A 26,780-nucleotide genomic window follows, 5' to 3' on the forward strand; every position below is an offset into this window, starting at 1 on the left:
GGCCTGGTTGACTCACCTCTTCGTTCATGCAGAAATTGGTTGGACCATTGAACCACTTTCGGATTGATTCACCAGCGTGACCGACCCTCTCCCGCCGATCCAGACGACGGCCCGCGATGATGCGGTCCTGAAGGCGTTGGCCGGCTTCGTGCGGCAGGAGGCGCTGGTTCCCGGTGAAAAACTGCCGACCGAGCGCATCCTGGCCGAGCGCCTTAAGGTCAGCCGCAACACGGTTCGCGAGGCACTCACCCGCTGGGAGGGGCTGGGCCTCGTAAAGCGGCGCCAGGGCAGCGGCACTTACCTCAAGGCGGCGGTTTCGCCCGACATGCTGCACATGCCGCTGACCCTCGCCGGCGGCAACGACTTTGCCGGCCTGATGCGCACCCTGGAGATCCGCCGCGCGCTGGAGGCCGAGGCCGCCGCTCTTTGCGCGGTCCGCGCCGGCAAGGCTGAGGTCGCCGAGATCGAGCGCAAGCTCGACATCATGGAAGAAGCCTTCCACAGCCGCGCCGGCATGTCGTCGGAGGAAGACTGGGAGTTCCACCAGTCGGTCTACCGCGCCTCCGGCAATCCGCTGTTCGAGCAGATCATCAGCGCCATGCACGAGCTGTTCCACCGCTTCTGGGAGCATCCGCTCGGCGTGCGCGATTTCGGCCATGCCAGCTTTCCCTATCACCGCACCATCTTCGACCGCATCGCCGCGCACGACCCGGAGGGAGCCCGGGCCGAAGCGCTGAAGCTCATCGCTACTGTCGAAAACGACTTGAAGCGCGGCGCCGCCAACCTCAAGCTTTTGGATCGCAAATGAACGAGCATCCCACAGGGTTCGCCCCGGCTTCTTTGGCCAGCGACTATCTCGGCGAGGCGGCGACGCTTCTCGCGCATGACGATCCGTTTCCCGGCGGCGCTGTGGTGCCGCCGATCTACCAGACATCGCTCTTCACCTTCGACAATTACGCCGAAATGGCCGACACCTTTGCCGGCAGGAGAAGGCAGCCGATCTATTCGCGCGGCGACAACCCGACGGTGATGGAATTCGAGGCGCGCGTCGCGGCCTTGGAAGGTGCGGAAGCCGCGCGGGGCTTTTCCAGCGGCATGGCGGCGATCAGCGCCACCGTGCTCGCCTTCGTCGGCGCCGGCGAACGGATCGTTGCCGTACGCAATTGCTATGGCGACGCTTACCGCCTGTTCGAGCGCCTGTTCCCGCGCTTGCAAATCAAGGTCGACTATGTCGACGGCTCGGACCCCGATGCGGTGGCGGCGGCGCTTCCGGGCGCCAAGCTGCTCTACCTCGAAAGCCCGACCTCGATGATGTTCGAGCTGCAGGACATTGAGCACCTGACGCGGCTGGCGAAGAGTGAGGGCATCGTCACCACCATCGACAATTCCTGGGCGACGCCCGTCTTCCAGAAGCCGATTTCGCATGGTGTCGATCTGGTGCTGCACTCGGCTTCGAAATATCTCGGCGGCCACAGCGACACCGTCGCCGGGGTGGTGGCGGGCTCGGCCGCGCATATCAAGCACATTAACGAGCAGACCTATTCATCGCTTGGCGGCAAGCTGTCGCCTTTCGAGGGCTGGCTTCTGTTGCGCGGCCTGCGCACGCTGCCGCTGCGGTTGCCGCATCATATGAAGAGCGGTCTCACGCTCGCCGAGCGGCTGAAGGCGCATGGCAAGGTCGAGCGGGTCAACCATCCCGCCTACTCCAATCATCCCGGCAAGAAGACGCTTGCCGGCTATGCCGGGCTGTTCTCTTTCGAGGTCGCGGAGGATGTCGACATTCCGGCTTTCATCGACGCGCTGAAGCTGTTCCGCATCGGCGTCAGCTGGGGCGGCCATGAAAGCCTGGTCGTGCCCGCCAAGGCCTCGCTCGAGCAGACGCCGGGTCTCAATTCGATGGCGCGCTTCGGCGTCAGCCCCCGAACCATCCGCTTCAATGTCGGATTGGAGAATGTCGAGGATCTTTGGGCCGACATCGCCCAGGCCTTCGACAAGGCAAAAAAATAAGGTGTTCAAAATGGGAGTTCCGAACATGAAAAGACTGACAATCCTGCTTGCCGCCGCTGCCGGCCTCGCGATTTCCGCCGGGGCCGCGCTGGCCGACACCACCATCAAGATGGTCGAGGTCATCACCAGCCCGCCGCGCACCGAATTCCTGAAGAAGCAGATCGCCGAATTCGAGCAGGCCAATCCCGGCATCAAGGTCGAGCTCGTCTCGCTGCCTTGGGGTCAGGCGTTCGAGAAGTTTCTCACCATGGTTCAGGCCGGCGACACGCCCGACGTGGTCGAGATGCCGGAGCGCTGGATGGGCCTCTATGCCAACAACGGGCAGCTCGAGGATCTCGGCCCCTACATGGCCAAATGGGACGACGCCAAGACGCTCGGCGACCGCGCCAAGCAGTTCGGCTCGACAGTCAACAACACGCAGTTCATGATCCCTTACGGCTACTATGTGAACGCGCTGTTCTGGAACAAGAAGCTGTTCAAGGAAGCGGGTCTTGACCGTCCGCCGGAAAACCTCGACGAGTTCGTCGAGTTCTCCAAGAAGATCTCCGCCATCCCCGGCAAATATGGCTACTGCCTGCGCGGCGGGCCCGGCGCCTTCAACGGCATGCACATGTTCATGAACATCGCCGCCGGCAAGGGCGGCTACTTCACCGAGGACGGCACCTCGACCATCAATGACGAGGGCTCGGTCAAGGGGCTGCAGATGCTGGCCGACATGTACAAGAACGGCCTGGCGCCGAAGGATTCCGTGAGCTGGGGCTTCAACGAGACGGTGACCGGCTTCTATTCCGGCACCTGCGCCATGCTCAACCAGGATCCGGACGCGCTGCTCGGCATCGCCGACAAGATGAGCGCCGACGACTTTGCGGTCGCGCCGCTGCCGGTCGGCCCGAGCGGCAAATCCTATCCGACGCTGGGCTATGCCGGCTGGGCGATGTTCGCCAATTCGCAGCACAAGGACGAAGCCTGGAAGCTGATGGCGACGCTGCTGTCGCCCAAGGACAATCTGGAATGGGCCAAGGAAGTCGGCGTCGTCCCGATCCACAACGGCGCCGATCAGGACGCCCACTTCAAGACCGAGCAGTTCAAGGGCTGGTTCACCGAGCTCAACGACAGCTCGAAATATGAAATGGTGACGCCGCCGACGCATCTGGAAAACCTCGGCAACTTCGTCGACCAGGTGGCGATCAAGAACTTCCAGGAAGTGCTGCTTGGCCAGAAGCCGGCCAAGCAGGTGGCCGACGAGTGGGCGGCGTTCCTGACCAAGGAGCAGCAGGCCTGGCTGGCCAAGAACAAGAAGTGACCTTTCTTCCTTCTCCCCGCTTGCGGGGAGAAGGTGTCACCCGATGAATGTCGCCCAAAAGTGCGAAGCGGTTTTGGGAGAACGACATTCACGGACAAGTGACGGATGAGGGGCAGCGCCGAATCCTGAAAGTCGGCTCCGCTCCTCATCTGCCTGCCTTCCTCCGCAGCAGCTGCGCTGCAGCTACGGAGGGTGAACCGGCGTCTTCTCCCCGTGAATGGGGAGAAGGACGCTGTCGCCACGCTGGCCTCACCATCACCCGTAGAGCCAAATCGATGACCTACGCAGTGTCCGAAATCCGATCGACCGGCCGGCCGCGCAAGAAGCGGCTGAGCAAGGCCGCGATCGAGCCCTGGCTTTATCTTTCGCCGGCTATCGTCCTGCTGGTCGTCGTGCTCCTGGTGCCGCTGATCATCGGCATCAGCTATTCCTTCCGCAAATTCTCCGCCTTCAAATCGGAATATGTCGGGCTCGGCCAGTACCAGGCGATGCTCTCCGACGCGGTGCTCGGCCAGGCGCTGGTCAACACGCTTTGGTGGACGGCCGCCAGCCTGTTCTTCCAGTTCTTCCTCGGGCTTGGTCTGGCGCTGCTGCTCGACAAGCCCTTTTATGGCCGCAAGGTCGTGCAGGCCGTGGTGTTCCTGCCCTGGGCGGTGCCGTCCTTTCTTTCCGGCCTTACCTGGGCCTGGCTGTTCAACCCGATCATCGGCCCGCTGCCGCACTGGCTTTTCGCGCTCGGCCTGAAGGCCGAGCCGACCAACGTGCTTTCCGATCCGGCGACAGCCATGTGGGGGCCGATCGTCGCCAACATCTGGTTCGGCATTCCCTTCTTCGCCATCACGCTGCTTGCGGCGTTGAAGTCGATCCCGTCGGAACTGCATGAGGCGGCAGCCATCGACGGCGCCTCGCCCTGGCAGCGCTTCACCAAGGTGACGCTGCCGTTCCTGGCGCCGACCATCGTCATCACCGTCATGCTGCGCACCATCTGGATCGCGACCTTCGCCGACCTGATCTTCGTCATGACCGAGGGCGGACCGGCAGGCTCGACCAGCACGGTGCCGGTCTACATCTATGTCAGCGCCTTCAAGTCGCTGGACAAAGGCTATGCGTCCGCAGTCGCGGTGCTGCTGCTGGTGCTGCTCATTGCCTATGCGGTTGGCCTGATCGCCATCCGCCGCACGCTTGTGAGGCATGTCTGATGATTGCCGGCCGTTCCACCTCTTCGCGCATCGCCGGCGGCATCGGCCTCTACGCTGCGATCGCCGCCTATGTCGTCTTCGCGCTGTTCCCGATCTTCTGGACGCTGAAGATCTCTGTGACGCCGGAGCGGCTGCTCTATTCCGAAGGCATAACCTTCTGGCCATCGGAAATGACGCTCAAGAACTTCGACACCGTGCTGGAGGCTTCCGACTTCCCGCGCTATTTCCTGAACAGCGTCATCGTCTCGGTGTCGACGGCGGCACTGGTCACCGTCATCGCCACGCTAGCCGGCTATGCGATGTCGCGCTTTACCTTCCGCGGCAAGGCGACTTTAGCGATCCTGCTTCTGCTGACCCAGACTTTCCCCCTGGTCATGGTCATCCCGCCGATCTACCGCATCATGGGCGATCTCGGCCTGACCAACAGCCTGACCGGGCTGATCATCATCTACACCGCCTTCAACACCGCCTTCGCCACCTTCCTCATGCAGTCCTTCTTCGACAGCATTCCGAAGGATCTGGAGGAGGCGGCGATGATCGACGGCTGCACGCGCGCCCAGGCCATGCGCCGAGTGATCGTGCCGCTCACCTTGCCCGGCATGGGGGCGACGCTCGGCTTCGTCTTCACCGCCGCCTGGAGCGAATTGCTGTTCGCGCTGATGCTGATCTCCAGCGACGAGCAGAAGACCTTTGCCGTCGGCCTGCTCACCTTCATCGGCAAGTTCGCCGTCGACTGGGGGCAGATGATGGCGGCCTCCATCCTGGCGCTGATCCCGGTCTGCATCTTCTTCGCCTTCCTGCAACGCTATCTCGTCACCGGCCTTACCGCCGGCGCTGTCAAAGGATAATCGATGGCTTCCGTCACCCTGCAACATGTCGAGAAGGACTATGGAGCGCTGCGCATCCTGCACGGCGTCGATCTCGAGATCGCCGACGGCGAGTTCGTCGTGCTGGTCGGCCCGTCCGGCTGTGGCAAGTCAACGCTGCTGCGCATGATCGCCGGCCTGGAGGAGGTCACCGGCGGCGAGATCCGCATCGGCGAGCGGCTGGTCAACGATGTGGCGCCGAAGGACCGCGACATCGCCATGGTGTTTCAGTCCTATGCGCTCTACCCGCATATGGACGTCTCCTCGAACATGGGCTTCAGCCTGATGCTGAAGAAGGCCGAGAAGACGACGATCGACGGCAGGGTGGGCGCCGCCGCCAAGCGCCTCGGTCTGGAGACGTTTCTCGGCCGCCTGCCGCGCCAGCTTTCCGGCGGTCAGCGCCAGCGCGTCGCCATGGGCCGCGCCATCGTGCGCGATCCCAAAGTCTTCCTGTTCGACGAGCCGCTGTCGAACCTCGACGCCAAGCTGCGCGTCCACATGCGCGCCGAGATCAAGGCGCTGCACCAGCAGCTGAAGACAACCTCGGTCTATGTCACGCACGACCAGGTTGAGGCGATGACCATGGCCGACCGCATCGTCGTCATGCATGACGGCTATGTGCAGCAGGTCGGTCATCCGCTGGAGCTCTACGATCGTCCCGCCAACACTTTCGTCGCCGGGTTCATCGGCTCGCCCGGCATGAATTTTTTGCCGGCAAAGGTCGCCAAGGGCGGCAAGGTCGATGCCGTGCTGGCCGACGGCCAGAAGCTGAGGCTGCCGGACGGATTGCCGCTGAAGGATGGCGATGCGCTGACCGTCGGGCTGCGGCCGGAACACATCCGGCTGGCCGACGACGGCCCGCTGAAAGGTCAGGTCGAGGTCGTCGAGCCGCTCGGCCTGTCGACGCAATTCTATGTCAGGCTGGCCAACCAGCAGATCTGCGTCTTCGTCATGGGCCGCAGCAATGTCAAACCGGGCGACGCGGTCCGGCTCGCCGCCGACCCAGCGGCGCTGCATCTGTTCGATCCGGCAAGCGGCGCTCGCATCGGATAGGTCAGCGCCGGCGGAAGGCGTCCAGAGTGTAATCGGGCCACGCGCCAGGCTCTTGGAACAGTCCGGTCAGGTCGCCTGATAGTCGGCCAATATCCCGGACAAGACCAGCCTCGTCGCCACGCCTGCACCGACCTCGCCTGCGCTGTCGTGATCGACGCGAATCCTTCTCTCCGAGATCGTCGGCGAGAACCTCTTGAGGAAGACGGCGATCTGGCGCAATTGTGGACCGACAACATGGAATTGGCCCGCCATGCGCGCCTCTTCATCGACGTCGGCCTGGAGACCGCCCGGCGCAAGGCCGAACTCCTCTCGGCCTCGCAGGAGCCCTGACGCTTCGATACTGCCGCGAGGTGAATTGAGGTTTTCTGCAGCCGCGCTCTGCTAGACTCCCGTGATTCGTCTCGACAGGGAACGGCATGAGCAAGGCTCTCGGCACATTCGCATTGGTCACAGTTCTGAGCGCCTTGCTGATGGCGCTGTCGCTGGCGGTCGCCAGGCACGGCTACCCCCAGGGCGCCTTCGGCGTTAAGCGTCTCGACGGCATTGCCGACGCGGGTTCGTTCCTTGCCATCGCCGCCATTTATTTCTTCAGCGCGCTGTTGATGATGATCCTGCCCATCCGCGCCGCCGGAGTTGTGCTTACGCATGCCGCCGATGCGATCTTCTGGGCGACGATCGTGCTGTTCGCCGCCATTGTCGGCTCGCTTCTCGCCCGATGGGCGCTCGGCCAGCGCGAGGTGCCTTGGACCCTTCTCAACTGGCGCTTCCTGTTCGTCCCGGCGATCGTCGGCGCGCATCTCGCCATGAATGAGCTTCGCCGCAACATCCTGCTCAGAAGCCTGTTCTTCGTCATCTTCGCCGCGGCAACGCTCGCCTGCCTGTTCTGGGCGTTCTCCGTCTGAAGGAGGCCGTCAGGCCTTTGTCGTGACAGGGGCGCGCGGACGAAGTCGGTGGACTTCCACCGCCGCGCGCCTACCTTTATCGAAAGCTCTCGGGTAGACGTTTCCGCAGACCATGGCTATATCATTTGTCTGACAAATGAAGCGGCGCAACGCCAGCCAATCTCGAACAAACTTGCCAATCTCGAAGGAATGAAGATGACCGTGCTCCGCAAGAACCTGATCGACGGCGAGTGGCTGGGCGAGGCCGGCTCGCGCAACATCAACCCGTCGAACACCAACGATGTGGTCGGCGAATACGCCTCGGCCGGGCCGGAGGAGGCCAAGCAGGCCATCGCGGCCGCCAAGGCGGCCTTCCCGGGCTGGTCGCGCTCCGGCCCGCTGGCACGCCATGCCGTGCTGAAGAAGACTTCCGACGAGATCATGGCGCGCAAGGACGAGATCGGCCGGTCTCTCGCCCGTGAAGAAGGCAAAACCCTGGCCGAAGGCGTCGGCGAAACGATCCGCGCCGCGCAGATCTTCGACTTCTTCGCCGGCGAGACGCTGCGGCTGTCGGGTGAGATGGTGCCGAGCGTGCGCCCCGGCGTCGGCGTCGAGATGACCCGCGAAGGCGTCGGCGTGGTTGGCATCATCACGCCGTGGAATTTCCCGATCGCAATTCCCGCCTGGAAGATTGCGCCGGCGCTGGCCTACGGCAACACCATCGTCTTCAAGCCGGCGGAACTGGTCCCCGAAAGTGCCTGGACCATCGTCGACATCCTGCATCGTGCCGGGCTGCCGAAGGGCGTTCTCAACCTCGTCATGGGCAAGGGCTCTGTCGTCGGCCAGGCCATGCTCGACAGCCCGGACGTCAACGCCATCTCCTTCACCGGCTCTGTCGTCACAGGCAAGCGTGTCGCCGCGGCGAGTGTCGAGCATATGCGCAAGTTCCAGCTCGAGATGGGCGGCAAGAACCCGCTGGTCGTGCTCGACGATGCGGACCTTGCGGTGGCCGTCGATTGCGCCGTCAACGGCGCCTATTTCTCGACCGGCCAGCGTTGCACCGCGTCCTCGCGCCTCATCGTCACCGAAGGCATCCACGACCGCTTCGTCGACGCCATGAAGGAGCGCCTGGACAAGCTGGTCATCGGCGACGCGCTGGACGCCAAGACCCAGATCGGCCCGGTCGTCGACCAGACCCAACTCAAACAGGATGAGGACTATATCGCCATCGGCCGCCAGGAAGGCGCTGAACTCGCCTTCGGCGGCGAGCGGCTGGAGCGCGAAACTCCCGGCTTCTATCTCAGGCCGGCGCTGTTTACCGGCGCCACCAACGCCATGCGCATCTCGCGCGAAGAAATCTTCGGCCCGGTCGCCAATGTCATCCGCGTCAAGGATTATGACGAGGCGCTGACTGTGGCCAACGACACGCCGTTCGGCCTGACCTCCGGCATCTGCACGACCAGCCTGAAGCACGCGACGCATTTCAAGCGCAATTCCGAAGCCGGCATGGTGATGGTCAACCTGCCGACGGCGGGCGTCGACTTCCATGTGCCATTCGGCGGCCGCAAGGGCTCGAGCTACGGCCCGCGCGAGCAGGGCCGCTACGCCATGGAGTTCTACACTACTGTCAAGACGGCCTATACGTTCGCCGGCTGACGGGCAGGCGTCATGACGTCTGACTTTGCCGGAATGGCCTGGCTCAACCCGCCGCCGCACCATGTGTTCGGCGACGGGACGCTGCATGTCCGCACCGGCAAGGAGACCGACTTCTGGCGCGAGACCTTCTACGGCTTCCGCCGCGACAATGGTCATTTCCTCTATCGTCCCGTGGCGGGCGACTTCAGCGCCGAGGTCAGCGTCAAGGGCAATTACGAGGTACTCTACGATCAGGCCGGGCTGATGCTGCGGCTCAGCGAAACGCACTGGATCAAGGCCGGCATCGAATACACGGACGGCCTCGCCTATTTTTCCGTTGTCGTCACCAACGACACCTCCGACTGGTCGCTGGTCAGCATTCCGACAGACCCCGACGGCGTACGGATCCGTCTGACCCGCCACGCCGAAGCCATTCGAGTTCAGTACCTCGAAGCCGCGGACGGCCGCTGGAAACCGGTGCGGCTGGCCCATTTCCCGGTCTCGCGGAGCGTCGACGTCGGCATGATGTGCTGCTCGCCGCAGCGCGAAGGCTTCGAGGTGATGTTCTCGGGCTTCAGCGTTGGCCCGCCAATCGCGAGAGAGTTGCACGATTGATGGTGGCGCGGCGCTGCCCGCGCGCACCTGCGACGCTGCCCTCCGCGGCCGGCCGTTTCTGGAGGGAAACTGGGAAAGACGGGCCTCACCAGGGGACGTGCTGTATCTCCAGCCGCGGCAGTCCGATCGGCCTGATGCCGAGATCGTTCGCCAGGGCACCGAAACCCTCGGTCTCGATCAGGTCGCGATAGGGGATCTCCGGAAAGCGAAGGCCGCCGCGATGCAAGGCGACATCGACCAAGAGCATGGTGCCGCCGACACCGTCCAGGCCGATGCTGTCGAGGTGGCGGACATCGCTCATATGCAGCCTTGCATGTGTGTGCCGCGGAGGCTGATAGAGACCGTCGTGAACATGGCGGAAGTAGTCATGATCTCTGTTGTGCCGCACAGTGACGAAACTGTTGAGGTCGAAGCTGTCGCCGCCTGGGACTTTCACGCAGTGCGGCGCGACGATGCGGTGCCCCCTTGCAATCAGCCGGGTCACGACGTCCGCTGGAAAACGCCAGACATCGATGTCGATCCACAGCGCCCAGTCGTCCTCGTCTCTCAGCCCATGATCGATCAGATGGTTACGCACCTTGGCGATGCCGCTGCGCCTGAAGCGTTGCAGCTGCCGGTTCGCTCGCTTGTCGCGGTCAAGCTCGGTGCCGAGTTTTTTCCGCAGCAGCACGACTTCGCGATAGTCCTTGCCCAGGGCCGCAGTGGCGCCTTGCAACCGCTCCCAGCTGCCATCTGAACTGTCGCCTTCGCAAAAGACGAGCTTCATCTTGTCCTTTGGGAAGTCGAGCTGCCGCAACGCGGCGAGGAATGGCTCTATGTGTTGGGCCGCATCGCGCAGCGGCACCAGCACGGCGAGGTTGGATCCCAATGGCGGCGGCGCCGCGATGGCCGCTTGGCTGACGCTTTGCCGGGCGGCTTGTTCATCGGAAACAGTCCCGCGCGTCAGGCGGTTCCGGGCCTGGTAGATCAACTTGCGCAGCCTATGCCGCAACCGGGTGGGCCTCTCCGGCGTCCACCATGTGCCCGCCCAGTGGTGGATCGACAACGTCATGCCCCCGCTGCCCGCCCGCTTTCCCGACGAATCGAGAGGCGAGTACAATTCGGCCGGATGGATCGCAAACGCCGTCTGGTCAGGATAGCCGAGTTGCGCGGAGGTAAGCACGCACGGCCCGGTGGCGTCGATCGCCTGTTTTGCGCGGACGAGCCCGGGCAGGAACGACAGCAAATGAAGCCAGAACGGGTGTCCCGGCGGGCTGGCCATAGTCCCGTTGAACAGAAGGTAAGGCAATCCGCGAAAGTCCGCCTGCACGCGTGCGTGGGCGTCCGGCTCCGTGCAGAACACGATCCGATCCTCGCACAGGAGCGGATCGAACGGCGCCACGCATTCGCAATCGATATCGGCATAGACGCCGCCGAAATGGTGGAGAAGCAGATAGCGACCCGCGTCGGCGCGCAGGATACCATACTCGTAGCTGCAAAAGGTCGGCAGGAAGCTGGGATAGTGTGCGGCCACGAACTCGAGCAAAGTCCGATCGTTCCAGAACATCATCGTCCAGTCCGGATGATGCCGCTTCCAGCTGTCGACATAGCCTTGGAAACGGGGTGGGACGATGTCGGTCTTCCACGTCTGGTGCAGGATTCTCGGGATCATCCGCGGCTCACGGCTTGAACTTGGTCACAGTCGGCGTCGACGCGGGTGCCATCCAGGCCCAGGCCCTGACCGACGGCCTCGCGGATCGCTTGCGGCCCGAACCGCGACCATGCGGCGTCATGGGCCCGGGCGCGAAGGCTGGCCATGCGCGCATCGTCGGAACAAAGTCTGACCGCCATGTCGGCCAATCCCTCGTCGGTGTCCGACAGAAGCACCTCGTCGCCCTCAATCAGGTCGAGACCCTCGGCTGCCAGCGGCGTTGCAATGACCGGGACCCCCCAGGCCATTGCTTCGAGGATCTTGATCCGCGTGCCGCCGCCCATGGCAAGCGGGACGATGCCGAGATGGGCAACGGACAACAGAGGTCTGATATCGTCCGGATCTTCGACCAGACTGACCCCATCCAGTCTGGCCAGGGCGCGAACGCGCGACTCGGGCGAACGGCCGGCAAGAACGAGCTTCGCGGTCGGCAGCGTCTGGCGAATGCGGGGCAAGATGGTGTGCCCCAGCCGCTCGGCGGCGTCGACGTTCGGCTGATAGCCCAGATGCCCAACATAGAGGATAAGGGGAAACGCATCCGAGACGGCTCGCTGCAGCGGCAGTAGCCGCGGCAGCTCGTCCGCTCGCGGGATGCCGTTTGGCACGATGTGGACGGAGACTTGCGGCCGGACAAACGCCTCCAGCCGCTGGCGGTCCCGTTGCGAGCACACCCAGATCCGGTCGACGATGGCTGCCGCCTTTCTCTCGAGCGCCCTGAGGTCTGAGGAAAACGGCCGCCAACGCTTCTTGCGCGGCAACTGACCGGCGAGATCCGATTCGACATTGTGCATGTCCAGAACGAGTTGCCGGACCATCGGCCGCAACGGAGCGAGAAATCTGAACAGACCAACGCCTTCGACGACAATAGTATCCGGGCGAAAATCCGCTACGAGCGCCTTGAGCCGCGCCAGCGCCGGGAGCGGTATCCGGCTCTCGCCCTTGGCCCTCCAGCGGGCGAGCGAAGGCGCTCGCGGTTCGGACTTGTTCATGAGCTCAGTCACGCGAATGTCGGGCCCGGCAGGTTGGACGTCGCTGCTTCGCGGCAGGAGCGAGGCCAGGCAAACCGGGCCGAACGCGGCTGCCGCCGTCGCGTTGCCGAAATTCCGGAGATCGGCGCCGGACCTCGGCGGAAACGGCGGGTCGTGGCATATGATCAGCGTGCGGCGCGACGTCGCTGAATTGGGCATTGGCGACATCCTAGCCTCAGTCTCGGTCAGTCGCCCGATTCGGATCCTGGCCAGATATCGCATCGCCTTCCAACTGCGGCCCAGCTCCTTATGCGCTCGGACCGCGCGCATCATGCCGCCAGCATCGGCGAACTTGCGGTGCCTGATCAACTGTCGGGCGATCCGCTGAGCTATCCAGGCCTTTCGCCACTGCACCGCCTCCCGTTCGACGCCGGCGGCAGCCAGCCCGTCCAGTTCCAGCGCTATGGCAAGGAAGGTCCTGCGCGGTGCCGTGATGAAGCGGCGCGCCATACGTTCCTCGTCATGGTGGTAGAGCAGCACCGGGGTCTCGACGGTAACCACGTCCGCACGGGCCAGCACGGCGGTCCAGTAGCAGGTGTCCTCATCGAGACCGATCGTTTCCGGAAAGCGGAGGTTTGCGGTCGCCCAGCCGGCGACCAGGGCGCTTCCCATCGCGATTGGCCACACTTCGTTGCGAAGGTAGCGCCGCACATTCTCTCGCCGGTCCGGGCCGTAGCCTTGCGGTGCCTTGAGCTTGTCCGGCCGGCCTTTTGTCCGCCGTATGCTGGCCCCGACGGCAAGGCCGGCGCGAGGCGGGCCTGCCAGCGCCGCGCTCAGCCGCGACAGGCTGCCGGGCATCACCTCGTCGTCGGCATCGAGAAAGAATATGGATCTGCCGCTTGCCCGCTCGAGTCCGACATTGCGCGCGGCGCCCGCTTTGCCCAGTCGAACGCCCACCACGTCCAGCGGCAAGCCGTGACGGTGCGCGCTTTGCCTCGCCATCGCAGCTGTCTGGTCGTTCGACCCGTCGTCGATCACGAGAATCTCGCGGATGACCGCTCTGTCGGAAGCCAGACTGCCGAGTGCCGCTTCGATGGTAGCAGCCGCGTTTCTTGCCGGGATAACGACGGTGATGTCAGCCGCCACAGGTGAGCCGCTCATTGCTGTTCGAAGAAGCCACGCTTGAGCAGCCGGTCATAGCAATGCTTGAGCACCGACACCGGGCGCAGCGAAAGACTGTCAAGATTGCCCACCACCTGAGGTTCCATGTCGAATGGCGACTGGCCTTCGATCCAGCTGTAGGAGGAGCCGTCCTTCAGCTCCGATGGGCAGCCCACGACATAACCGCCCAGCGCCTTCGCGTGACCCACCCGGCGCAAGCCGAAATGGAGGCTGGAAGAGACCACCGGTTCCCGCGTTCTTAGATAGACATGAAATCCGCTCGGCGATTTTGCTATTGGCGTGCCGTTCGCAATCGCCTTGTGACTGGACCGCCAGGCACGGTAGCCGGCGTCGTCATCGAAATCGAGGATCATCAGGTTCGCAAATCCACCCAATATGCCGACATTGCCGGCAAAGTCGCCAAACCAGCGCGCGATGTCGCTGCGGCCCGGCGGCTTCTGCGCCAGTTGGAAGGTGATGGAGGTGAACGCCAGTTCCTTCAGGTCCTTGCGCAACGTCCGCAGGTGCAACGGATCATGCTCCATGGCCGCGAGGTCGAGATGCTTGCCGCCGGCACGAAGCGGCAGGCAGATATAGCCGCGCTCGAACAGCCTTATGGCATAGTCGGTCAGTGCCCCAGCCTGCATCCGCCAAATGTTCCGGGATCGAGACGTTCCCGACAATCTGTTGAGCCGAACGGTCCGTTCGTCAAGCGCCGGCGCCTTCGCCGCGACTGCCAGCACTGTCGTCAGACATTCTTGATCGACTTCCAGTGACTTAGCCGTTCTGCGATCAACTCCACGCGCCGCTGATTGTCGTTCCCGTCCAGGATGGCTAAGTCCTGCGGATCGGCGCGCAGATAGACGCCGGACGTTCGCGCATTCACCTCCGGATTCGTGTCCGAACGTGTCGTAAAATATCCGGACGCGCGCTCGGCGGATTCCAGCCGGATTTCGCCTGTCCCGTGCAGCTGCGGCGCGTTGGCGTCCAACGGCCGTTCCCCGTTCCAGTAGTAGAAGATGCCCGAAGACTCTCCTTTCTCCTTCGACGCCTCGCTCCAGTATCTGGCTGACAGGCTGCCATTCTCCTGCCATGAGCGGCCGTTCAGTTCCAGCGCGCCGTTGCGGTCCCGCGAGATCCTGAGCAGACTGACCGCGGAAGGCTCCCTTGCTGTGCGCTCTGACAGGGAGAACTGCCACCAAAACCCCTCTATGCGGGCGACTCGCCCCTCATTTTCAATGGCATTCCGCAGTTTTTGATTGATCGCTCTGGTCTCCGCGGCGGTCGCTGCCTCGCCGTAGCGTACCGACGTCAGGCCGAGCAGATCGCTGGGAAGCTTGGCACCATTCGCATGCAGGATGAAGGTCCGGCGCATGCCGAGAACCCCGCCGAACAGGCCGGCCTCGAAAACCACATTGTCTCGCGGAGAAGCCTGGGCGGGAACTGTGGTCGATTCCGGCTGGCTCGCGCTCGTCCAGTCGTCCTGGGCGAACACGAAAGCGGCGAAGTCGACCTCGCGCGTCAGCTCGAGGAGACGCCCCAGCGTTGTCGTCCCGGGATTGAAGGATGTCGTCCAGGGTTCGACATTGGCAATATCTTCAAGGCCACGCTGCAGCGCCTGCAGCAGCTTCTTCTGTTTTCCTGACGAGCCCAGGAAGATTCGCGGCTTGGCCATTCGTTTTTCTCCGGCGCGATAAGAGTCCTCACAGCGTAGGCGGTTGTCCTATCTCATTGCAACGACTGCATTACCATGACACGCCTGCCGCTACACCTCGGCGCGGTGCTGGAAAAACTGCAGGAACAGCTCGCGCTCGGTGGTGATGTCGAGCTTTTGCCACCTCCCGGTCGTCATCGACTGCACCGTACTCAGGACAACACTTCAAGATTGCAAAGTCGGCGACGACGCCGAAGAACAAAGGCCAACGCTCCTCCGCTCGGAAGAACGCGGCGGACGCTGGGCATCTTGCTCGGGGACCTGTTCTCGCATGAGCCGATAATCGAAATCGATTTTCGGAAGGGATCATCCGGCAACGAGCAACAGGCCGCCCCATTCCGGCCTTTTCGCTGTGCGATATGCCTGTGATAACGCCTCTTTGCCCGTGGCGACATTTCCGGTTGAGCGATCGGCGATAGGGCGATAGATTATGCTGCAGTGCACAATGAACCGGTAGGGCCGAACATCGGCTCGTGCCGGCTATCAGACACTGAACCGCGCTAACTGTTGTTTACGCAATTCCCGACGGAAGACGGTCACACACTTTTCCTGGAATTGCTCCAAGGCTGAACGGACGAAAAATCCGGCATGAAGATTCCAAAATCCATTCTGCTCGATCCGGAGGCAAACAAGGCCTATGGCGCCTTTGCCGTCGCGGTTTCCGTTCTTGCCTTTGCCTATTCCAGCAATTTCGGTCAGGTCCTAATCCTCGCCTATTACGCGGTCTGGCTGCCGCTGTTCTTCGTCGACTACCGGCGTTTCACCTGGAAGCTCTCGAACGCTTGGCTGCCGATACTCTTCGCGACTTATGTCTGCCTGTCGGTCTTCTGGTCGCAGGCTGCCGGCATCAGCGCGCGTGCGGCGGTGCAATATTCCTCGCATATCGTCTGTGCCTATATCGCGGCCCGCACCATCAGCGTGCGGACGCTGGTCCTGGGCTCGCTGATCGGGATATTCGTCGTCCTGCTCTACTCGCTGAAAGTCAACGCTTACGCGCTGGACATAATGGACGGCACCTTCAATTTCGTCGGCGCCTTCGCCTCCAAGAACCAGGTCGGGTTCTTCTCGTCGTTCGGCATCTTTTTGTCTTTCGTCTTCCTGATGTTTTACCGGCGCAACTGGCTGAGCTTCTTCTGGACCGCGCCGATCATCCTGATGTCGGCATACATGCTGGCAATCTCCCACTCGGCGACATCCGTCGCCTCGCTGCCGGCGGTGCTCGGCATCGTCATCTTGCTCACCATGAGCAGGGTCCTGTCGCGGCGCTACCGCCGCGTGCTGTTCGTGGTCGGCGGCGGCGCGTTGGTGGCCGGCGTTGTGGCCGCGCTGAACCTCGGCCTGCTGGACGTCGTGCTCGGCATCTTCGGCAAGGATTCGACGCTGACCGGCCGCACCTATCTCTGGCAGCAGGGTTGGGAGGCGGCGCAGCTGCACCCGCTGCTCGGCTACGGCTATGCCGCCTACTGGGTGCAAGGGTTCGCCGATCCGGAACGGTTGTGGGCCGAGTTCTACATCACGACCCGCACCGGCTTCCATTTCCACAACACCTATATCGAGACCCTGGTCGAGATCGGCTTCGTCGGCGTCACCATGCTGGCGCTGATCATCCTGCGCGCCTTCTACGGCCATATCTCGAAGGTGGTGTTCGGGGTCTGGAGCGCCGATTCGGTGGTGCTCGCCGGCGCCGTCGGGCTGATGCTAATCCGCTCCTTCTTCGAGGTCGAGATCCTCGGCCCTTATTTCATGGCCTCCTTCATCGTCTATTATGGGCTGTTCAAGCTGAACCCGCTGCCGGTTGCCCGGCGACGGCGGGTTGCCATTCCTGTCCAGGATGAAAAGCCTGCCAACGGCCACATGCCGGCGCCGGTCTGATCGCGGTTTTCGCCTAGTCCCCCGAAAGCGAGAACCGATTTCGGGTCAAAGACATGCTTAAAATCAAAACCTAAAAGGGCATGGAGCAAATCTGAAAGATTGCGACGCGCTTTAGGCCACGGCTCGCGAGCGCTGCATTTGCCGCTGCAGGAAGCGGCGTACCGGCTCGTCATAGATGCGGGTGGCAATGTCGGCGATGACGATGACTACAACGGCCATCACGATGCCGAACCAGGGATGATGCGCGAACGGGTCGACCGACGCCGCCTTGCCGGCCCCGGCGATGATCATCAGCATCGGCGTGTGGATGATGTAGATCGGGTAGGAGACCCGCCCCAGCCAGCCATAGAAGTTAGCCAGTCGCGGCGCCGTCGGTGCCACCGCGCCGGTCACCACCATCAGCGGGAACACGACGGCGATAGAGGCGAGGTCGTAGGCGACACGCCCGGCAGCACCCGCAGGCGCGATGGCGAAGACGATCAGCGTAAGCAGGATCGCGGCCTCGACCCACCAGCCGCGCCGCAGAAAGCCGAGGCCATCCTGGTAGCGCGCCATCGACCGGCAGAGCAGCACGCCGAGGAAGAAGGAGAACGACACGCGCGGCAGCCCGCTAATGATGGTCTTGCCGGTCATGCCGAAATCGAGCGTGCCGGCAAGTGCCGAGGCGACGATCAGCAGCACCAGGCTGACAGCCACCAGCACCGTCAGCACACGTTTCGACAGCAGGAAGAAGACGGCGGCATAGGCGATGTTGACGATCAGCTCGAAGAACAGCGACCACGAAGCGGGATTGAGCGGAAAGATCGTATGGTAGGCATCGCCGACCAGCGGAATGAAGAGTATGCCTGTCGTGAGCTGCGTGCCGATCTCCGACAACGGCATGTATTCCGTCGCAATCAGCCTGTTCTTGATCAGCAGATAGAAGCAGCCGAGCAACGTGCCGGCGAGGTAGAGCGGGTAGAGGCGTATCAAGCGGATGGCCAGGAAGGTGCCGAAGCCCATGCCGTTCTCGATCTTGCGGTCGTAAGCATGGGCGATAACGAAGCCGCTGAGCAGGAAGAACAGGTCTACCGCAAGATAGCTCGACGGCAGCACTTTGCCATCGGCCAGAAAGGGCGAGAAGTGATAGAGCATCACGCTGATCGCCGCCACGCCGCGGATGGCGTCGAGGTTGAGGTAGACGTGACGCGGAGCGGCAGGCTGCATTCTATGCCTTCAAGCGGTCCAAACAGATTGCTCGCCCGCACCTTGGCGCGAACGAGCCTGACTTGTTCCTCCCGCAGACCGCGCTGAGCGAGGCCCGGGCGCCTGGCTACTGGCTGGCCATAGGTGGGCCGCCGGCACTCGGCGCCAGCTTCACCTTGATGACGTCGCCCGGCAGCACCGGCGTGTCTTCCTTGGCGTCGATCTCGCTGGTCTTGCCGTCGGCAACACGCACCAGCGAATACAGCAGGGCCGGTTCCTGGCCGCCTGTTATCGCAGCCGCCATTGCGGGATCCGAGGCCGCGGCGATCAGGCCCTTCTGCATGGCAGTCCTCAGCGTCGCCTCGTTCAGGTCGGCCTCGGCCTGCTGCCGGCTCGCGGCCAGGTTGGAATTGAGCGTGTTGCGGGCATCGATGGCGTCCTGATCAGCTTTGCTGATCGACTGCTTGGCGGTGAGGATGGCCGTCTCATAATCCAGGATCTTGCCCTGCAGGTCCGCCACCGACTGTTTCGAATCGAGCAGTCGCGCATTGGCGACAAGGCCCTTCTGGGCCAGCGGACCGATGCTGGTGAGCTGCTGCTGCGCCAGATCCACTTGCTGCTGCTGGTTGGCGATTTTCTTCTGCAGCGATTCGATCTCGCCTTCGAGCACGCCTTTCAGGTCATCAAGCGCGTCCAGCTTCAGCTTCAGCGCCTTCTGGTCGGCCGTGAGGATCTGCATTTCGTCGGCAACGATGGCCTGCGTTCTCGGGTCGTCCGCAGCCTCCTTCGGAATCTCGAAGCTCGTCTTGCCGGCAAGGTCTGCGTCGATGCGGGCACGCTTTATGATCAACCGCAGCCGCTGGTCGTCATAGATATCGAAACTGCCCTTGGCGGTGACCAGGTCCTTGCCGAGCTGAGGGCCGTAATCGGCGTTGCGCCGGATGCCGCCGGCGATGCTCACCGCCTTCAGTACCGTAAGGTCCGGCACGTAGGGGAATTGGCCAGGGTTCTGCACTTCGCCCGAAATGTAGAATGGCCGGAACTGCGCCATCTCGACCGAGGCTTCAGGCTTGTCGGGCAGTGCCAGCTTGCGCTGCAGCGCGAGACCGATCGCGGCAGCGATCTCCGAGGTCGTCTTACCGGCCGCCTGCATCTCGCCGACGAACGGTACCGAGAGCGTGCCGGCGGGGCCGACCGAATAGTCGCCGTTGATGGATGACCAGTCGCGGAACGTGCCGTCGACCGTCTGCCACTCGGCAATGCGGATGTTGAGCTTGTCCTGCGGCCCGAGACGATAGTCTCCAGCCACCGCCATGGTGGGAATCGCAAGAGACAGGGCAAGCGCCACGGCCGCAAATCGGCTGGGCGCCTTGGAAAGGAGTCCGAGGGGGTGGTTTTTCAATGAACGTTTCCGATCCGCGTTAGCCCCATCCGCCCGATGAGATTACTGCCGGACGCCTGTCCCGAGATTGGCGGGACAGGCCTGGCGGTCAATAGCTGCCGCGCGCCATCCACACGGCAGGCACGGTTTTGACGATGATGCGAATGTCCTCGACCATCGACCAGTTCTCGACATAGTGGCGATCGAAGGCGACGCGCGTGTCGTAGGACACGTCGTTGCGCCCGCTCACCTGCCACAGCCCGGTGAGGCCCGGGCGCGACTTCAGATAATAGACTGCGGCGCTGCCGTAGATCTCGAGCTCGTCGCGTACGACAGGGCGGGGCCCGACCAGGCTCATGTCGCCCTGCAGGATGTTGATGATTTGCGGCAGCTCGTCGAGGCTGAGCTTCCGCAGCACCGCGCCGACACGCGTCACGCGCGGATCGTCCTTCAGCTTGCGCGTCGCCGCCCATTCGGCGGCGGCATCCGGATTCGCGGCCAGGTGCGCGGCGAGCACCTTCTCGCCATCCTGCACCATGGTGCGGAATTTGAGGCAGGCAAAAATCCTTCCGCCGCGACCGATCCGCTTGTGGCCGTAGAAGATCGGGCCGCGGTCGGAAAGCTTGACCAGCAGGGCGACCATCAGGAAAAGCGGGCTGAGCAGGACCAGACCCGCCAGGGAACCGACGATATCGAAACTGCGTTTGAGCAGACCGCCGATGGGGGGTGGAAAATCAATGCCGGCCTGCGAAAAACCCGCATTAGCCGGCTTGGCGACGTCCCTCATGCAAAAGCTCCATACGTTGAACGGATGGTTTACGGCACGATACCAAAAAAATGCTGCAGCGCAACACACAATTTCCCATTCGCGTGAAATGTTCCCGTCATGAATTGATCAAATAATAAACCTGCCCTGCCCAAATTTTGGCCTTTGTGGCATGTTTATGACAAGGTGAGAGGTTTTTTGGGAGATGTAGTACAGCTTTCAGGCTGATTTTGGGCAATGCATTCTTTGCTGCAGACGAACGACGGTTGCACGTCGTAGGAATCACTCGCGCAGGTAAGTTCTTCGCATTAAATACTGGTTAATGTTTCGGGTTCTACTGTCGAGGATTTCGCTATAGTGAATAGGTGGCGATGCAGGGGTGTGCGCCGCAACATGGCAGAGTCGATGCCGCGAAACCCTTGACTTGATGTGCATTTGGCCTTGCCGCAAAGGTCTCGCCTTAATAGAGTGGCAAACTGTTGCTGTCATAGTCTGGATGGGTCGGAAAGGCCGGAAGCAACCGGTCGGATTGGGCAGCCAGAAATAGCTCTCTGGCGGAACGGGGAGTTACGCGGGTGGGTAAGCCACAGCCTTTGCATGCGCGTGCCGGTTGACGGGCCGACGAGCATGTCTTTGCCAAAGTTCATCGTCGGGATGATATTCACGCTCGCTGTTGTAGTCGGCTGGTCCTGGCTCGACGGCGAATCGCTTGGCACCATCATCATGCGCGCCGTGATTTGCGCTGTCGTCATTCAGGTGGGGTACTTCGTTCTGGTGTTCGCCATGATCGCCAGGAGCGGGCCGATACCCGCCGACAAGGCGCGGCAGGCCGACCGTGGCATCAACAAGGTGCCCGATGGCGAAAAGCTAACCGCGCGGCGCGGCAGCCTCCGCTGATCGTTCAGCCGGCGCAGGGGGCGGCGCATTGTAGGCCCATGTTGCGGTTTCCCGTTCGGCCCGTTCGCCGGAGAGCATCCTGGCCAGCCGGCTGCCCGACTTTGCTTTCAGCCGCTGATATTGCCCGACCTCGACGATGCGGCCGCCCTCGATGGCCACGACCCAGTCGGCAAAGGCGATCATCGACGGCCGATGCGCGATGGTGAGGATAGTCATCTTGCCGCGCAGTTCCTCGATCGATTGAGCGATCAGCGACTGATTCTGCCAGTCGAGCGCGCTCGTCGCCTCGTCGAGGATGAGCAGCGAGGGTTCGCGCAGCAGCGCCCGTGCCAGCGCGATGCGCTGACGTTCGCCGCCGGAAAGCCTGACGCCGCGATCGCCCACCACCGTTTCGAGCCTCCGGTCGAGCCGCTCGACGAAGTCGGCCGCATGAGCCTTGCGCAGCGCCGCCCACAGCTCCTCGTCGCTGGCCTGCGGCGCCGCCAGGCGCAGATTGGCGCCGATGGTGTCGTGCAGCAGAAATACGTCCTGCGGCACATAGGCCACCTGGCCGCGCCAGGCCCTGCGGTTTTGCGCGGTGATCTCGACACCGTCCGCCAGGATACTGCCCTGGCTCGGCTCGAGCAGCCCAAGCAGCATGTCGGCCATCGTGCTCTTGCCCGAACCGGACGGGCCGATCAGCGCCGTCACCTCGCCGGCGGGAAGGCCGAAGCTAATGCCGCTCACCACCGGCCTTCCATCGCCGGCGCCATAGGCGAACGAGACGTCGCGGATATCGAGGCCCCTGTCGAGCGACAGCCTTGCGTTCTGCGCGGCATCGCCGGGCTCCATCTCGCGCTCGGCATCGAAGCGCGCCTGCAGGGCCTGCATGGCGGTGTAGGCCGGCAGGTTGATCAGCATCTGCTGCGCCTGCACCTGCATGTCCATGAAGCGGGGCGCGACCCGCATGAAGACCAGGAGCAACACGACGATTTCCGCAAGGGAGAGATGGAAGCGGACCAGCGCGATGTAGATGAACAGGCTGAGCCCCATTACGCTCGCGACCTGGAAAAGCGCGGTGCCGATGGTGCTGTTGCGGACATAGGCGACATTGTCCGCCTTCATCTTGTCCAGCGTCGCGCGGAGTTGCGCGAAATAGCTCGCCTCGACATTCAGGCTCTTGGCCACCTTGATGCCGCCGAGGAACTCCGACACCGTGCGGTATTGGTCCTGGCGGCTGCCGGTCAGCACGCGACCGTAGGCGGTGGCGCGCGCACGGAAGGGCTGCAGCGCGATGAACAAGAGCACGCCGATCAGGATGGCGAAGCACGTCATCACCGGAGAGATGAACAGCGACACCACGAGATAGCCGGCAAGCAGCAGCGCCGTCTGGGCGAGCATCAGCAGCGAGAAGGCTGCGGCCTGAACGCGGTCGATGTCGCCGGTCATGGCGTGGTCGAGATCGGAGCTGCGCATGCGGGTGAAGACGCCCCAGCGCGCCTTGCCGATGCTCTCGAACAGGTTCATGCGCACCCGGTTGACGAAGTCGTAGAGCAGCCGCGCCATGTAGAGCGACTTGAAGCGGTTGAACATCGCCTGCAGCGCCACCAGCGCGACGAGCAGGCAGAGCACCGTCGCCAGCGAGAGCGTGCCGCCCGGCACCAGCCAGCGCAAGGCGCCCGGTACGCGCACGGCGAAATCCTGGTCGGCACTGCCGATCAGATGCAAGAGCGGGATCAAAAGCAGGATCGAGAGGCCCTCGGTCAGACTGCCGAGGACCAGGAAGGCAAGCGCCGTCAGCGTGCGCTGCCCGCCGATATGCGCCATGACACCACCGAAGCCGGCCACATCCCGCAAAAGTGTCAGGCGAAGTTTCGAGGACCAGGCCATGCCGCTGCTCACCTTGCCCGAGAACCGGCGGCCAGATCGCGCTCGATCAGGGTGACGGCCTCGTCGATCCGCTCCAGACCTGCCGGCACTTCGAGCCGGCTGGCGCCGATCCGGCCGGCCAGCTGCGCGCATTGACCGAGATGCGTGGACGCGAAATCGCCGACCAGCGCCTGCCGGCCGAACCGCGTGACATAGGAAAATTTGATGATCGCCGGCAGGGCGGCGGCGCCCTTTAGCGGTGTGATCGCCGCCTGCCCGTCGCGCTCCAGCACATAGATCCGGGCCGCCGGCACGGCCTCGCCGGAGAATCCGTCTCGCAGGCGATGCTGCGCCTTCTCGATCTGCGGATGCACCTGCGGCCGCACTTCCGCTCGGCCGATCCTGATGGCCTTCGCGGCATCCGCTGCAAGCTTGAGCTGCGGAAAGCCGGGCAGGATCATCGGCCGTGAAGGATCGGACAGGTCCAGCGCCACGACATCGTCGGTAAGCAGAAGGTGACCGGCGCGGATCATCGCGCCCGCCGTGGTCGACTTGCCGGCACCCTTGTCGCCCATGAAGATCACGCTTTGCCCGCCAACGGCGATCGCGCTGGCGTGCAGGACGAGCAGACCGCGCTGATGCAGCGTGAGCGCCAGCACCGGACCCAAAAGTGGGAAGGCAAGCAGCGGATCATCGACGCCCGGCGCCGGATCGACATCGATCCGGGAGGCATCGCTGATCAGGAAAGTGCCGACGGCTTGCCAGGACAGGTACTGGCGTGTCGGCTCGAAGCGAAAGGCCGCGGCGTTAGCCAATGCAGCCTCCGGAAAATCGATCGGCCCAACAGCGATCTCGATGTCCGGTGTTGCCGGCGCGGTCGGTTCCAGTTCCGGCAAAGCCACCTCCGACCCGATCGTCAGGCCGTACGCCTTGTAGAACCGACGGGCACGCCCGTTTCGAGGGGCCGCTTCGATGGCGGAGCCGGGCCTCGCGGCAAGTGAAGCGGCTGGAGAGTTCATGCAGGGCTTCCATGCTGTTGGACCTGCCGCAGCCATAGCGACAGTGAGGCCGAACGCCAGATATGCTGGACGTCGGGCAGCGTCGCCTGCTCGGGCCGCTGCAGCATGCGCGCATAGACCGCGTTCACCTCGGGCAGATTGACATAGGGGGCGATCAAGTCGTTGTCCGACACCAGCAGCCGGTCCAGCAGATCGCGATGGTTGACGATCATGCCTTTGACCAGGCTGGCGGTGAAATCGATCTTGTCGCGCCGCCACTGCACCGCCGGCGGCAGCACGCCTTCCATCGCCCGGCGCAGCACATGGCGGCCGAAGCCGTTGCGCAGCTTTTCCTCGCCCGGCAATGCCAAGCAGAATTCGACCAGCGGCTTGTCCCAGAACGGATAGCGCGGTTCGACGCCGAAATTGGCGGCGGCCTTGTCGAGAACCTCGAAAGCATGGGGCACCAGCCCGGTGGACAAAAGCCAGCGATGGGTGAGCGCTTCGCTGGTGCTGACATTGGCGGGCATATAGGCCGCGCAATGGAAACGTTCGGCGAGATCGGTACGCCTGGCAAGCTCCGGATTGACCAGTCCTGCCCACGCCGCGCGCGGTGCATGGGAGGGTCTGCGCCGCAGTTTTCCGAGAAGGCGCTTGGCCTTCGCCCTCATCCTGGCAATCCGCCAGGCCGGCCCGTAGGCGGCGAGGAACTTGAAGTACAGAGGCAGCATCCCGTCGCCATAGGTGTTGGCGGCACTGTGCAGCTCGCGCCACAGCTCCAGCCACCTGCCGCGATGGGCGAGCTCATGCAGATACCCATGACCTTGCGATACGACCTCGTCACCGCCGTGGCCGTCGAGAAGCACTGTGACGCCCTTAGCGCTCGCGGTGCGATAGACGCTGCGGGTCAAGGACAGACCGGGCGCCAGGAAGGTCCCTTCCTGTTCCTCCAGAATGCGATCAAACTCGGCGAAGGGCGCATAGTTGCCGACCGCGATCAGCGTGCCGTCGAGCCCATATTGCTCCAGCACTGCATCGATGAAGGGCCGCTCGTCCATCGAAGACCCCCTCTCGAAGACCAGCGAGAAAGTTTTGAGCTTCGGCTTCTGCGTCGCCGCAGCTTGAAGTCCGGCCATGCAGGCGATCGAGGACGAATCGAGCCCACCACTCAGCATGGCACCGACGGACGGATTGCCCCGCATCCGGTTTTCAACCGATCGCGCGAAAAGATGCAGGAACTCGTCCGCTGCATCCGAACGCAGCGGCCTTTGTGACGGCTCAATCTCCCAGTAGCGGCTCAGCACGACCTGATTGTTGGTCACCGTCATGCTGTGCCGAGCGGGCAAGCGAAAGATCTCCGCATAGAGCGTGGATTGCGGATCGTCCGGCAGGCCGGCGAGGAAGCCGGAAATCTGATGCTCGCTGAGCGCCCTGCCGACACCGTCCAGCGCCAGAAGTGGGCCGATCTCCGATGCGAAGGCAAAGCGCCTGTCGGCGCAGTGGTAGTAGAAAGGTTTGACGCCGAAATGGTCACGCGCGCAAAAAAGCGCCCGGCGCTCGGCGTCCCAGACCGCGAAGGCGAAATCGCCTTGCAGGTAGGTCGGACAGGCCTCGCCCCATTTGAGATAGGCGTGCATCAGCAGTATGGCGTCGGCGGCCGATCGGTCGCGCACACCGAGCCGCGCCAGAAGCTCCTCGCGGTTGTCCAGCCGGCAATCGGCCGTAATGGCGAGCTTGCCGCCGGCCATTGTCAGCGGCCCAGGGCCCTGCTCGCCGGTCGTGTTGAGCCAGGCATGGCCTAGTGCTGCGTGTCTGTCCGTCCACCATGAGCTGCCGTCGCGCGCCCGGTGGCGCATGCGCGCCAGCATCTGCTGGATGTCGGCCGCCGCCGCTGGGCTGCCATCCTGTCTGAGCAGAATTCCGGCGACGCCGCTCATCGCCTAGTGTCCGTGATCGACAAGATGGGCAAAGCCGTTGATGGAGCCGCCAAGCACGATGTGGTCGCCGCTGATCAGCCAGGCATGCGACTTGAGATCGGCGCCGGGGTCGCGCGCGATGCCGATGCTGATCGTGGAGGCCTTGCCCTGGCGGGCAAGCAGATACTGTCCGGCGAGCGCCTGGGTAAGGCAGCTGGCGCCCGGCACGTATCGCGCAGCAGCGGCAACGCCCCATGCGACGCGCCGCAGATCGGCGATGGCAGCGTCATTCCTCGCTTCCAGTCGAGTCACCAGAGCGCGCATGCGATTATAGGACGAAAGCGTAAGCCCCAGCCGCACGAGGCTGACCACTGCCAGGCAGCGCGCCAGAAACAGCGCCTCCGGCCCGCTAAGCGAGCGGACCCTAGGCCAGTTCCTCATGGTGGAACCTCGCAAGCCCGGCTTCGATCAGTCCCTTGAGCAAGCCCTCGACATCGGCCTTGCAGCGTTCTGTATCGACATCATAGCGGGCGAGCACCGCGCTTGTTATGTCGGGGATCGGTCGTGGCTCCTGGATCAGCTCCCAAATGTAGGCGCCGACGCCGTTCAGGCTGTAGTAGATGTTGGATTTAAGATGGAGCAGCGCCAGTCCGTTGCCGAATTCACAAGCCACGGCATCGCCGCTCGCGACCACGCGGTCATGGTTCGATGGGTTCCAGTGCATCCTAAAACCTCATTGTTGAACGCTTGCGTGACCTCGACCGGGATCGGTTGCCTGCGATCCTTAGGGAGTCCAGGTAGCCCGGGCAGGAGGCCCCGGCTCAG

Annotated in this window: 23 protein-coding genes and 1 pseudogene; 12 read left to right on the top strand and 12 right to left on the bottom strand. The window is 63.4% G+C overall.

The window, feature by feature from the left end; genetic code table 11:
• The first annotated feature begins 76 nt into the window (after positions 1-76).
• The 10 genes and pseudogenes from CK221_RS05815 to CK221_RS05860 all read left to right on the top strand — a co-directional run bounded on the left by CK221_RS05815 (position 77) and on the right by CK221_RS05860 (position 9,559).
• Positions 77-808 (top strand): FadR/GntR family transcriptional regulator, encoded by a 732-nt coding sequence (locus tag CK221_RS05815; RefSeq protein ID WP_095777010.1) that lies wholly within the window; start codon positions 77-79, stop codon positions 806-808.
• Complete coding sequence (locus CK221_RS05820; protein WP_095777011.1) at positions 805-2,007, top strand: PLP-dependent transferase; 1,203 nt, start codon at positions 805-807, stop codon at positions 2,005-2,007. The genes CK221_RS05815 and CK221_RS05820 overlap by 4 nt, the downstream gene beginning before the upstream one ends.
• Positions 2,008-2,032: 25 nt before the next feature.
• Positions 2,033-3,310 (top strand): sugar ABC transporter substrate-binding protein, encoded by a 1,278-nt coding sequence (locus CK221_RS05825; protein ID WP_067003717.1) that lies wholly within the window; start codon positions 2,033-2,035, stop codon positions 3,308-3,310.
• 275 nt (positions 3,311-3,585) lie between these two features.
• On the top strand, positions 3,586-4,509 hold the full coding sequence (locus CK221_RS05830; RefSeq protein ID WP_095777012.1) for a sugar ABC transporter permease: 924 nt from the start codon (positions 3,586-3,588) through the stop codon (positions 4,507-4,509).
• On the top strand, positions 4,509-5,357 hold the full coding sequence (locus tag CK221_RS05835) for a carbohydrate ABC transporter permease (RefSeq protein WP_067324203.1): 849 nt from the start codon (positions 4,509-4,511) through the stop codon (positions 5,355-5,357). Before CK221_RS05830 ends, CK221_RS05835 begins: the two co-directional genes overlap by 1 nt.
• Positions 5,358-5,360: 3 nt before the next feature.
• Positions 5,361-6,428 (top strand): sn-glycerol-3-phosphate ABC transporter ATP-binding protein UgpC, encoded by a 1,068-nt coding sequence (gene ugpC, locus CK221_RS05840; RefSeq protein WP_067324205.1) that lies wholly within the window; start codon positions 5,361-5,363, stop codon positions 6,426-6,428.
• 169 nt (positions 6,429-6,597) lie between these two features.
• Positions 6,598-6,758, top strand: a pseudogene (locus CK221_RS30715) (sugar phosphate isomerase/epimerase); the annotation flags it as partial.
• Between the two features lie 86 nt (positions 6,759-6,844).
• Entirely contained in the window at positions 6,845-7,330 is a 486-nt protein-coding gene (locus CK221_RS05850) for a hypothetical protein (RefSeq protein WP_095777013.1), read from the top strand.
• 195 nt (positions 7,331-7,525) lie between these two features.
• A complete protein-coding gene (locus tag CK221_RS05855) occupies positions 7,526-8,965 on the top strand; it encodes an aldehyde dehydrogenase family protein (protein WP_095777105.1) in 1,440 nt (479 codons plus the stop codon).
• Positions 8,966-8,977: 12 nt separating this feature from the next.
• Positions 8,978-9,559 (top strand): DUF1349 domain-containing protein, encoded by a 582-nt coding sequence (locus tag CK221_RS05860; RefSeq protein WP_095777014.1) that lies wholly within the window; start codon positions 8,978-8,980, stop codon positions 9,557-9,559.
• Positions 9,560-9,644: 85 nt separating this feature from the next.
• Here the strand turns inward: CK221_RS05860 and CK221_RS05865 are convergent, their stop codons facing one another.
• The 4 genes from CK221_RS05865 to CK221_RS05880 form a co-directional block, all read right to left on the bottom strand.
• Positions 9,645-11,210 carry a glycosyltransferase gene (locus CK221_RS05865; RefSeq protein WP_095777015.1) on the bottom strand — a complete coding sequence of 522 codons (1,566 nt, stop codon included), beginning with the start codon at positions 11,208-11,210 and terminating at the stop codon, positions 9,645-9,647.
• Positions 11,207-13,378, bottom strand: coding sequence for a glycosyltransferase (locus CK221_RS05870; protein ID WP_095777016.1), 2,172 nt, complete (start codon positions 13,376-13,378; stop codon positions 11,207-11,209). Before CK221_RS05870 ends, CK221_RS05865 begins: the two co-directional genes overlap by 4 nt.
• Entirely contained in the window at positions 13,375-14,025 is a 651-nt protein-coding gene (locus tag CK221_RS05875; protein ID WP_095777017.1) for a bifunctional DNA primase/polymerase, read from the bottom strand. The genes CK221_RS05870 and CK221_RS05875 overlap by 4 nt, the downstream gene beginning before the upstream one ends.
• Before the next feature lie 101 nt (positions 14,026-14,126).
• Positions 14,127-15,053 (bottom strand): TIR domain-containing protein, encoded by a 927-nt coding sequence (locus tag CK221_RS05880; protein WP_095777018.1) that lies wholly within the window; start codon positions 15,051-15,053, stop codon positions 14,127-14,129.
• 627 nt (positions 15,054-15,680) lie between these two features.
• Between CK221_RS05880 and CK221_RS05885 the strand changes: the two genes are divergently transcribed.
• Entirely contained in the window at positions 15,681-16,964 is a 1,284-nt protein-coding gene (locus CK221_RS05885) for an O-antigen ligase (RefSeq protein WP_095777019.1), read from the top strand.
• Positions 16,965-17,075: 111 nt separating this feature from the next.
• Here CK221_RS05885 and CK221_RS05890 read toward each other — a convergent pair whose 3' ends face one another.
• The 3 genes from CK221_RS05890 to CK221_RS05900 all read right to left on the bottom strand — a co-directional run bounded on the left by CK221_RS05890 (position 17,076) and on the right by CK221_RS05900 (position 20,317).
• Complete coding sequence (locus CK221_RS05890) at positions 17,076-18,170, bottom strand: acyltransferase (RefSeq protein ID WP_095777020.1); 1,095 nt, start codon at positions 18,168-18,170, stop codon at positions 17,076-17,078.
• Positions 18,171-18,276: 106 nt separating this feature from the next.
• Positions 18,277-19,464 (bottom strand): polysaccharide biosynthesis/export family protein, encoded by a 1,188-nt coding sequence (locus CK221_RS05895; RefSeq protein WP_095777021.1) that lies wholly within the window; start codon positions 19,462-19,464, stop codon positions 18,277-18,279.
• A gap of 175 nt (positions 19,465-19,639) precedes the next feature.
• Positions 19,640-20,317: a sugar transferase gene (locus CK221_RS05900; protein ID WP_067003431.1), complete on the bottom strand. Its 678-nt coding sequence runs from the start codon at positions 20,315-20,317 to the stop codon at positions 19,640-19,642.
• 606 nt (positions 20,318-20,923) lie between these two features.
• On the opposite strand from CK221_RS05900, the gene CK221_RS05905 reads away from it, so the two are divergent.
• Positions 20,924-21,193 carry an exopolysaccharide production repressor exox gene (locus CK221_RS05905; protein ID WP_095777106.1) on the top strand — a complete coding sequence of 90 codons (270 nt, stop codon included), beginning with the start codon at positions 20,924-20,926 and terminating at the stop codon, positions 21,191-21,193.
• Here CK221_RS05905 and CK221_RS05910 read toward each other — a convergent pair.
• Genes CK221_RS05910 through CK221_RS05930 form a run of 5 tightly spaced genes read right to left on the bottom strand, consistent with a single transcriptional unit; the run spans position 21,164 to position 26,679 of the window.
• Positions 21,164-23,062: an ABC transporter ATP-binding protein gene (locus tag CK221_RS05910; RefSeq protein ID WP_095777107.1), complete on the bottom strand. Its 1,899-nt coding sequence runs from the start codon at positions 23,060-23,062 to the stop codon at positions 21,164-21,166. The two genes, CK221_RS05905 and CK221_RS05910, sit on opposite strands and share 30 nt — an antisense overlap.
• An 8-nt stretch (positions 23,063-23,070) precedes the next feature.
• Positions 23,071-24,060, bottom strand: a complete 990-nt coding sequence (locus CK221_RS05915) for a serine kinase (protein ID WP_095777022.1) — start codon at positions 24,058-24,060, stop codon at positions 23,071-23,073.
• Entirely contained in the window at positions 24,057-25,976 is a 1,920-nt protein-coding gene (locus CK221_RS05920; RefSeq protein ID WP_095777023.1) for a lasso peptide isopeptide bond-forming cyclase, read from the bottom strand. Before CK221_RS05920 ends, CK221_RS05915 begins: the two co-directional genes overlap by 4 nt.
• Before the next feature lie 3 nt (positions 25,977-25,979).
• On the bottom strand, positions 25,980-26,396 hold the full coding sequence (locus CK221_RS05925) for a lasso peptide biosynthesis B2 protein (RefSeq protein ID WP_095777024.1): 417 nt from the start codon (positions 26,394-26,396) through the stop codon (positions 25,980-25,982).
• The gene (locus CK221_RS05930) at positions 26,380-26,679 is read right to left on the bottom strand and encodes a PqqD family protein (RefSeq protein WP_067003437.1); all 300 of its coding nucleotides are present in this window, start codon (positions 26,677-26,679) and stop codon (positions 26,380-26,382) included. The genes CK221_RS05925 and CK221_RS05930 overlap by 17 nt, the downstream gene beginning before the upstream one ends.
• Positions 26,680-26,780: the final 101 nt, after the last annotated feature.

This window comes from Mesorhizobium sp. WSM3868 (assembly GCF_002294785.1).
Classification (GTDB): domain Bacteria; phylum Pseudomonadota; class Alphaproteobacteria; order Rhizobiales; family Rhizobiaceae; genus Mesorhizobium.

Excerpts from the sequence above, each read along its gene's own strand:
- CK221_RS05895 (WP_095777021.1), bottom strand. The coding sequence starts at position 19,464 with ATGGCGGTGGCTGGAGACTATCGTCTCGGGCCGCAGGACAAGCTCAAC.
- CK221_RS05850 (WP_095777013.1), top strand. The coding sequence starts at position 6,845 with ATGAGCAAGGCTCTCGGCACATTCGCATTGGTCACAGTTCTGAGCGCC.
- ugpC (WP_067324205.1), top strand. The coding sequence starts at position 5,361 with ATGGCTTCCGTCACCCTGCAACATGTCGAGAAGGACTATGGAGCGCTG.
- CK221_RS05820 (WP_095777011.1), top strand. The coding sequence starts at position 805 with ATGAACGAGCATCCCACAGGGTTCGCCCCGGCTTCTTTGGCCAGCGAC.
- CK221_RS05865 (WP_095777015.1), bottom strand. The coding sequence starts at position 11,210 with ATGATCCCGAGAATCCTGCACCAGACGTGGAAGACCGACATCGTCCCA.
- CK221_RS05855 (WP_095777105.1), top strand. The coding sequence starts at position 7,526 with ATGACCGTGCTCCGCAAGAACCTGATCGACGGCGAGTGGCTGGGCGAG.
- CK221_RS05830 (WP_095777012.1), top strand. The coding sequence starts at position 3,586 with ATGACCTACGCAGTGTCCGAAATCCGATCGACCGGCCGGCCGCGCAAG.
- CK221_RS05915 (WP_095777022.1), bottom strand. The coding sequence starts at position 24,060 with ATGAACTCTCCAGCCGCTTCACTTGCCGCGAGGCCCGGCTCCGCCATC.
- CK221_RS05835 (WP_067324203.1), top strand. The coding sequence starts at position 4,509 with ATGATTGCCGGCCGTTCCACCTCTTCGCGCATCGCCGGCGGCATCGGC.
- CK221_RS05860 (WP_095777014.1), top strand. The coding sequence starts at position 8,978 with ATGACGTCTGACTTTGCCGGAATGGCCTGGCTCAACCCGCCGCCGCAC.
- CK221_RS05905 (WP_095777106.1), top strand. The coding sequence starts at position 20,924 with ATGTCTTTGCCAAAGTTCATCGTCGGGATGATATTCACGCTCGCTGTT.
- CK221_RS05920 (WP_095777023.1), bottom strand. The coding sequence starts at position 25,976 with ATGAGCGGCGTCGCCGGAATTCTGCTCAGACAGGATGGCAGCCCAGCG.
- CK221_RS05910 (WP_095777107.1), bottom strand. The coding sequence starts at position 23,062 with ATGGCCTGGTCCTCGAAACTTCGCCTGACACTTTTGCGGGATGTGGCC.
- CK221_RS05880 (WP_095777018.1), bottom strand. The coding sequence starts at position 15,053 with ATGGCCAAGCCGCGAATCTTCCTGGGCTCGTCAGGAAAACAGAAGAAG.
- CK221_RS05925 (WP_095777024.1), bottom strand. The coding sequence starts at position 26,396 with ATGAGGAACTGGCCTAGGGTCCGCTCGCTTAGCGGGCCGGAGGCGCTG.
- CK221_RS05890 (WP_095777020.1), bottom strand. The coding sequence starts at position 18,170 with ATGCAGCCTGCCGCTCCGCGTCACGTCTACCTCAACCTCGACGCCATC.
- CK221_RS05870 (WP_095777016.1), bottom strand. The coding sequence starts at position 13,378 with ATGAGCGGCTCACCTGTGGCGGCTGACATCACCGTCGTTATCCCGGCA.
- CK221_RS05930 (WP_067003437.1), bottom strand. The coding sequence starts at position 26,679 with ATGCACTGGAACCCATCGAACCATGACCGCGTGGTCGCGAGCGGCGAT.
- CK221_RS05875 (WP_095777017.1), bottom strand. The coding sequence starts at position 14,025 with ATGCAGGCTGGGGCACTGACCGACTATGCCATAAGGCTGTTCGAGCGC.
- CK221_RS05825 (WP_067003717.1), top strand. The coding sequence starts at position 2,033 with ATGAAAAGACTGACAATCCTGCTTGCCGCCGCTGCCGGCCTCGCGATT.
- CK221_RS05885 (WP_095777019.1), top strand. The coding sequence starts at position 15,681 with ATGAAGATTCCAAAATCCATTCTGCTCGATCCGGAGGCAAACAAGGCC.
- CK221_RS05900 (WP_067003431.1), bottom strand. The coding sequence starts at position 20,317 with ATGAGGGACGTCGCCAAGCCGGCTAATGCGGGTTTTTCGCAGGCCGGC.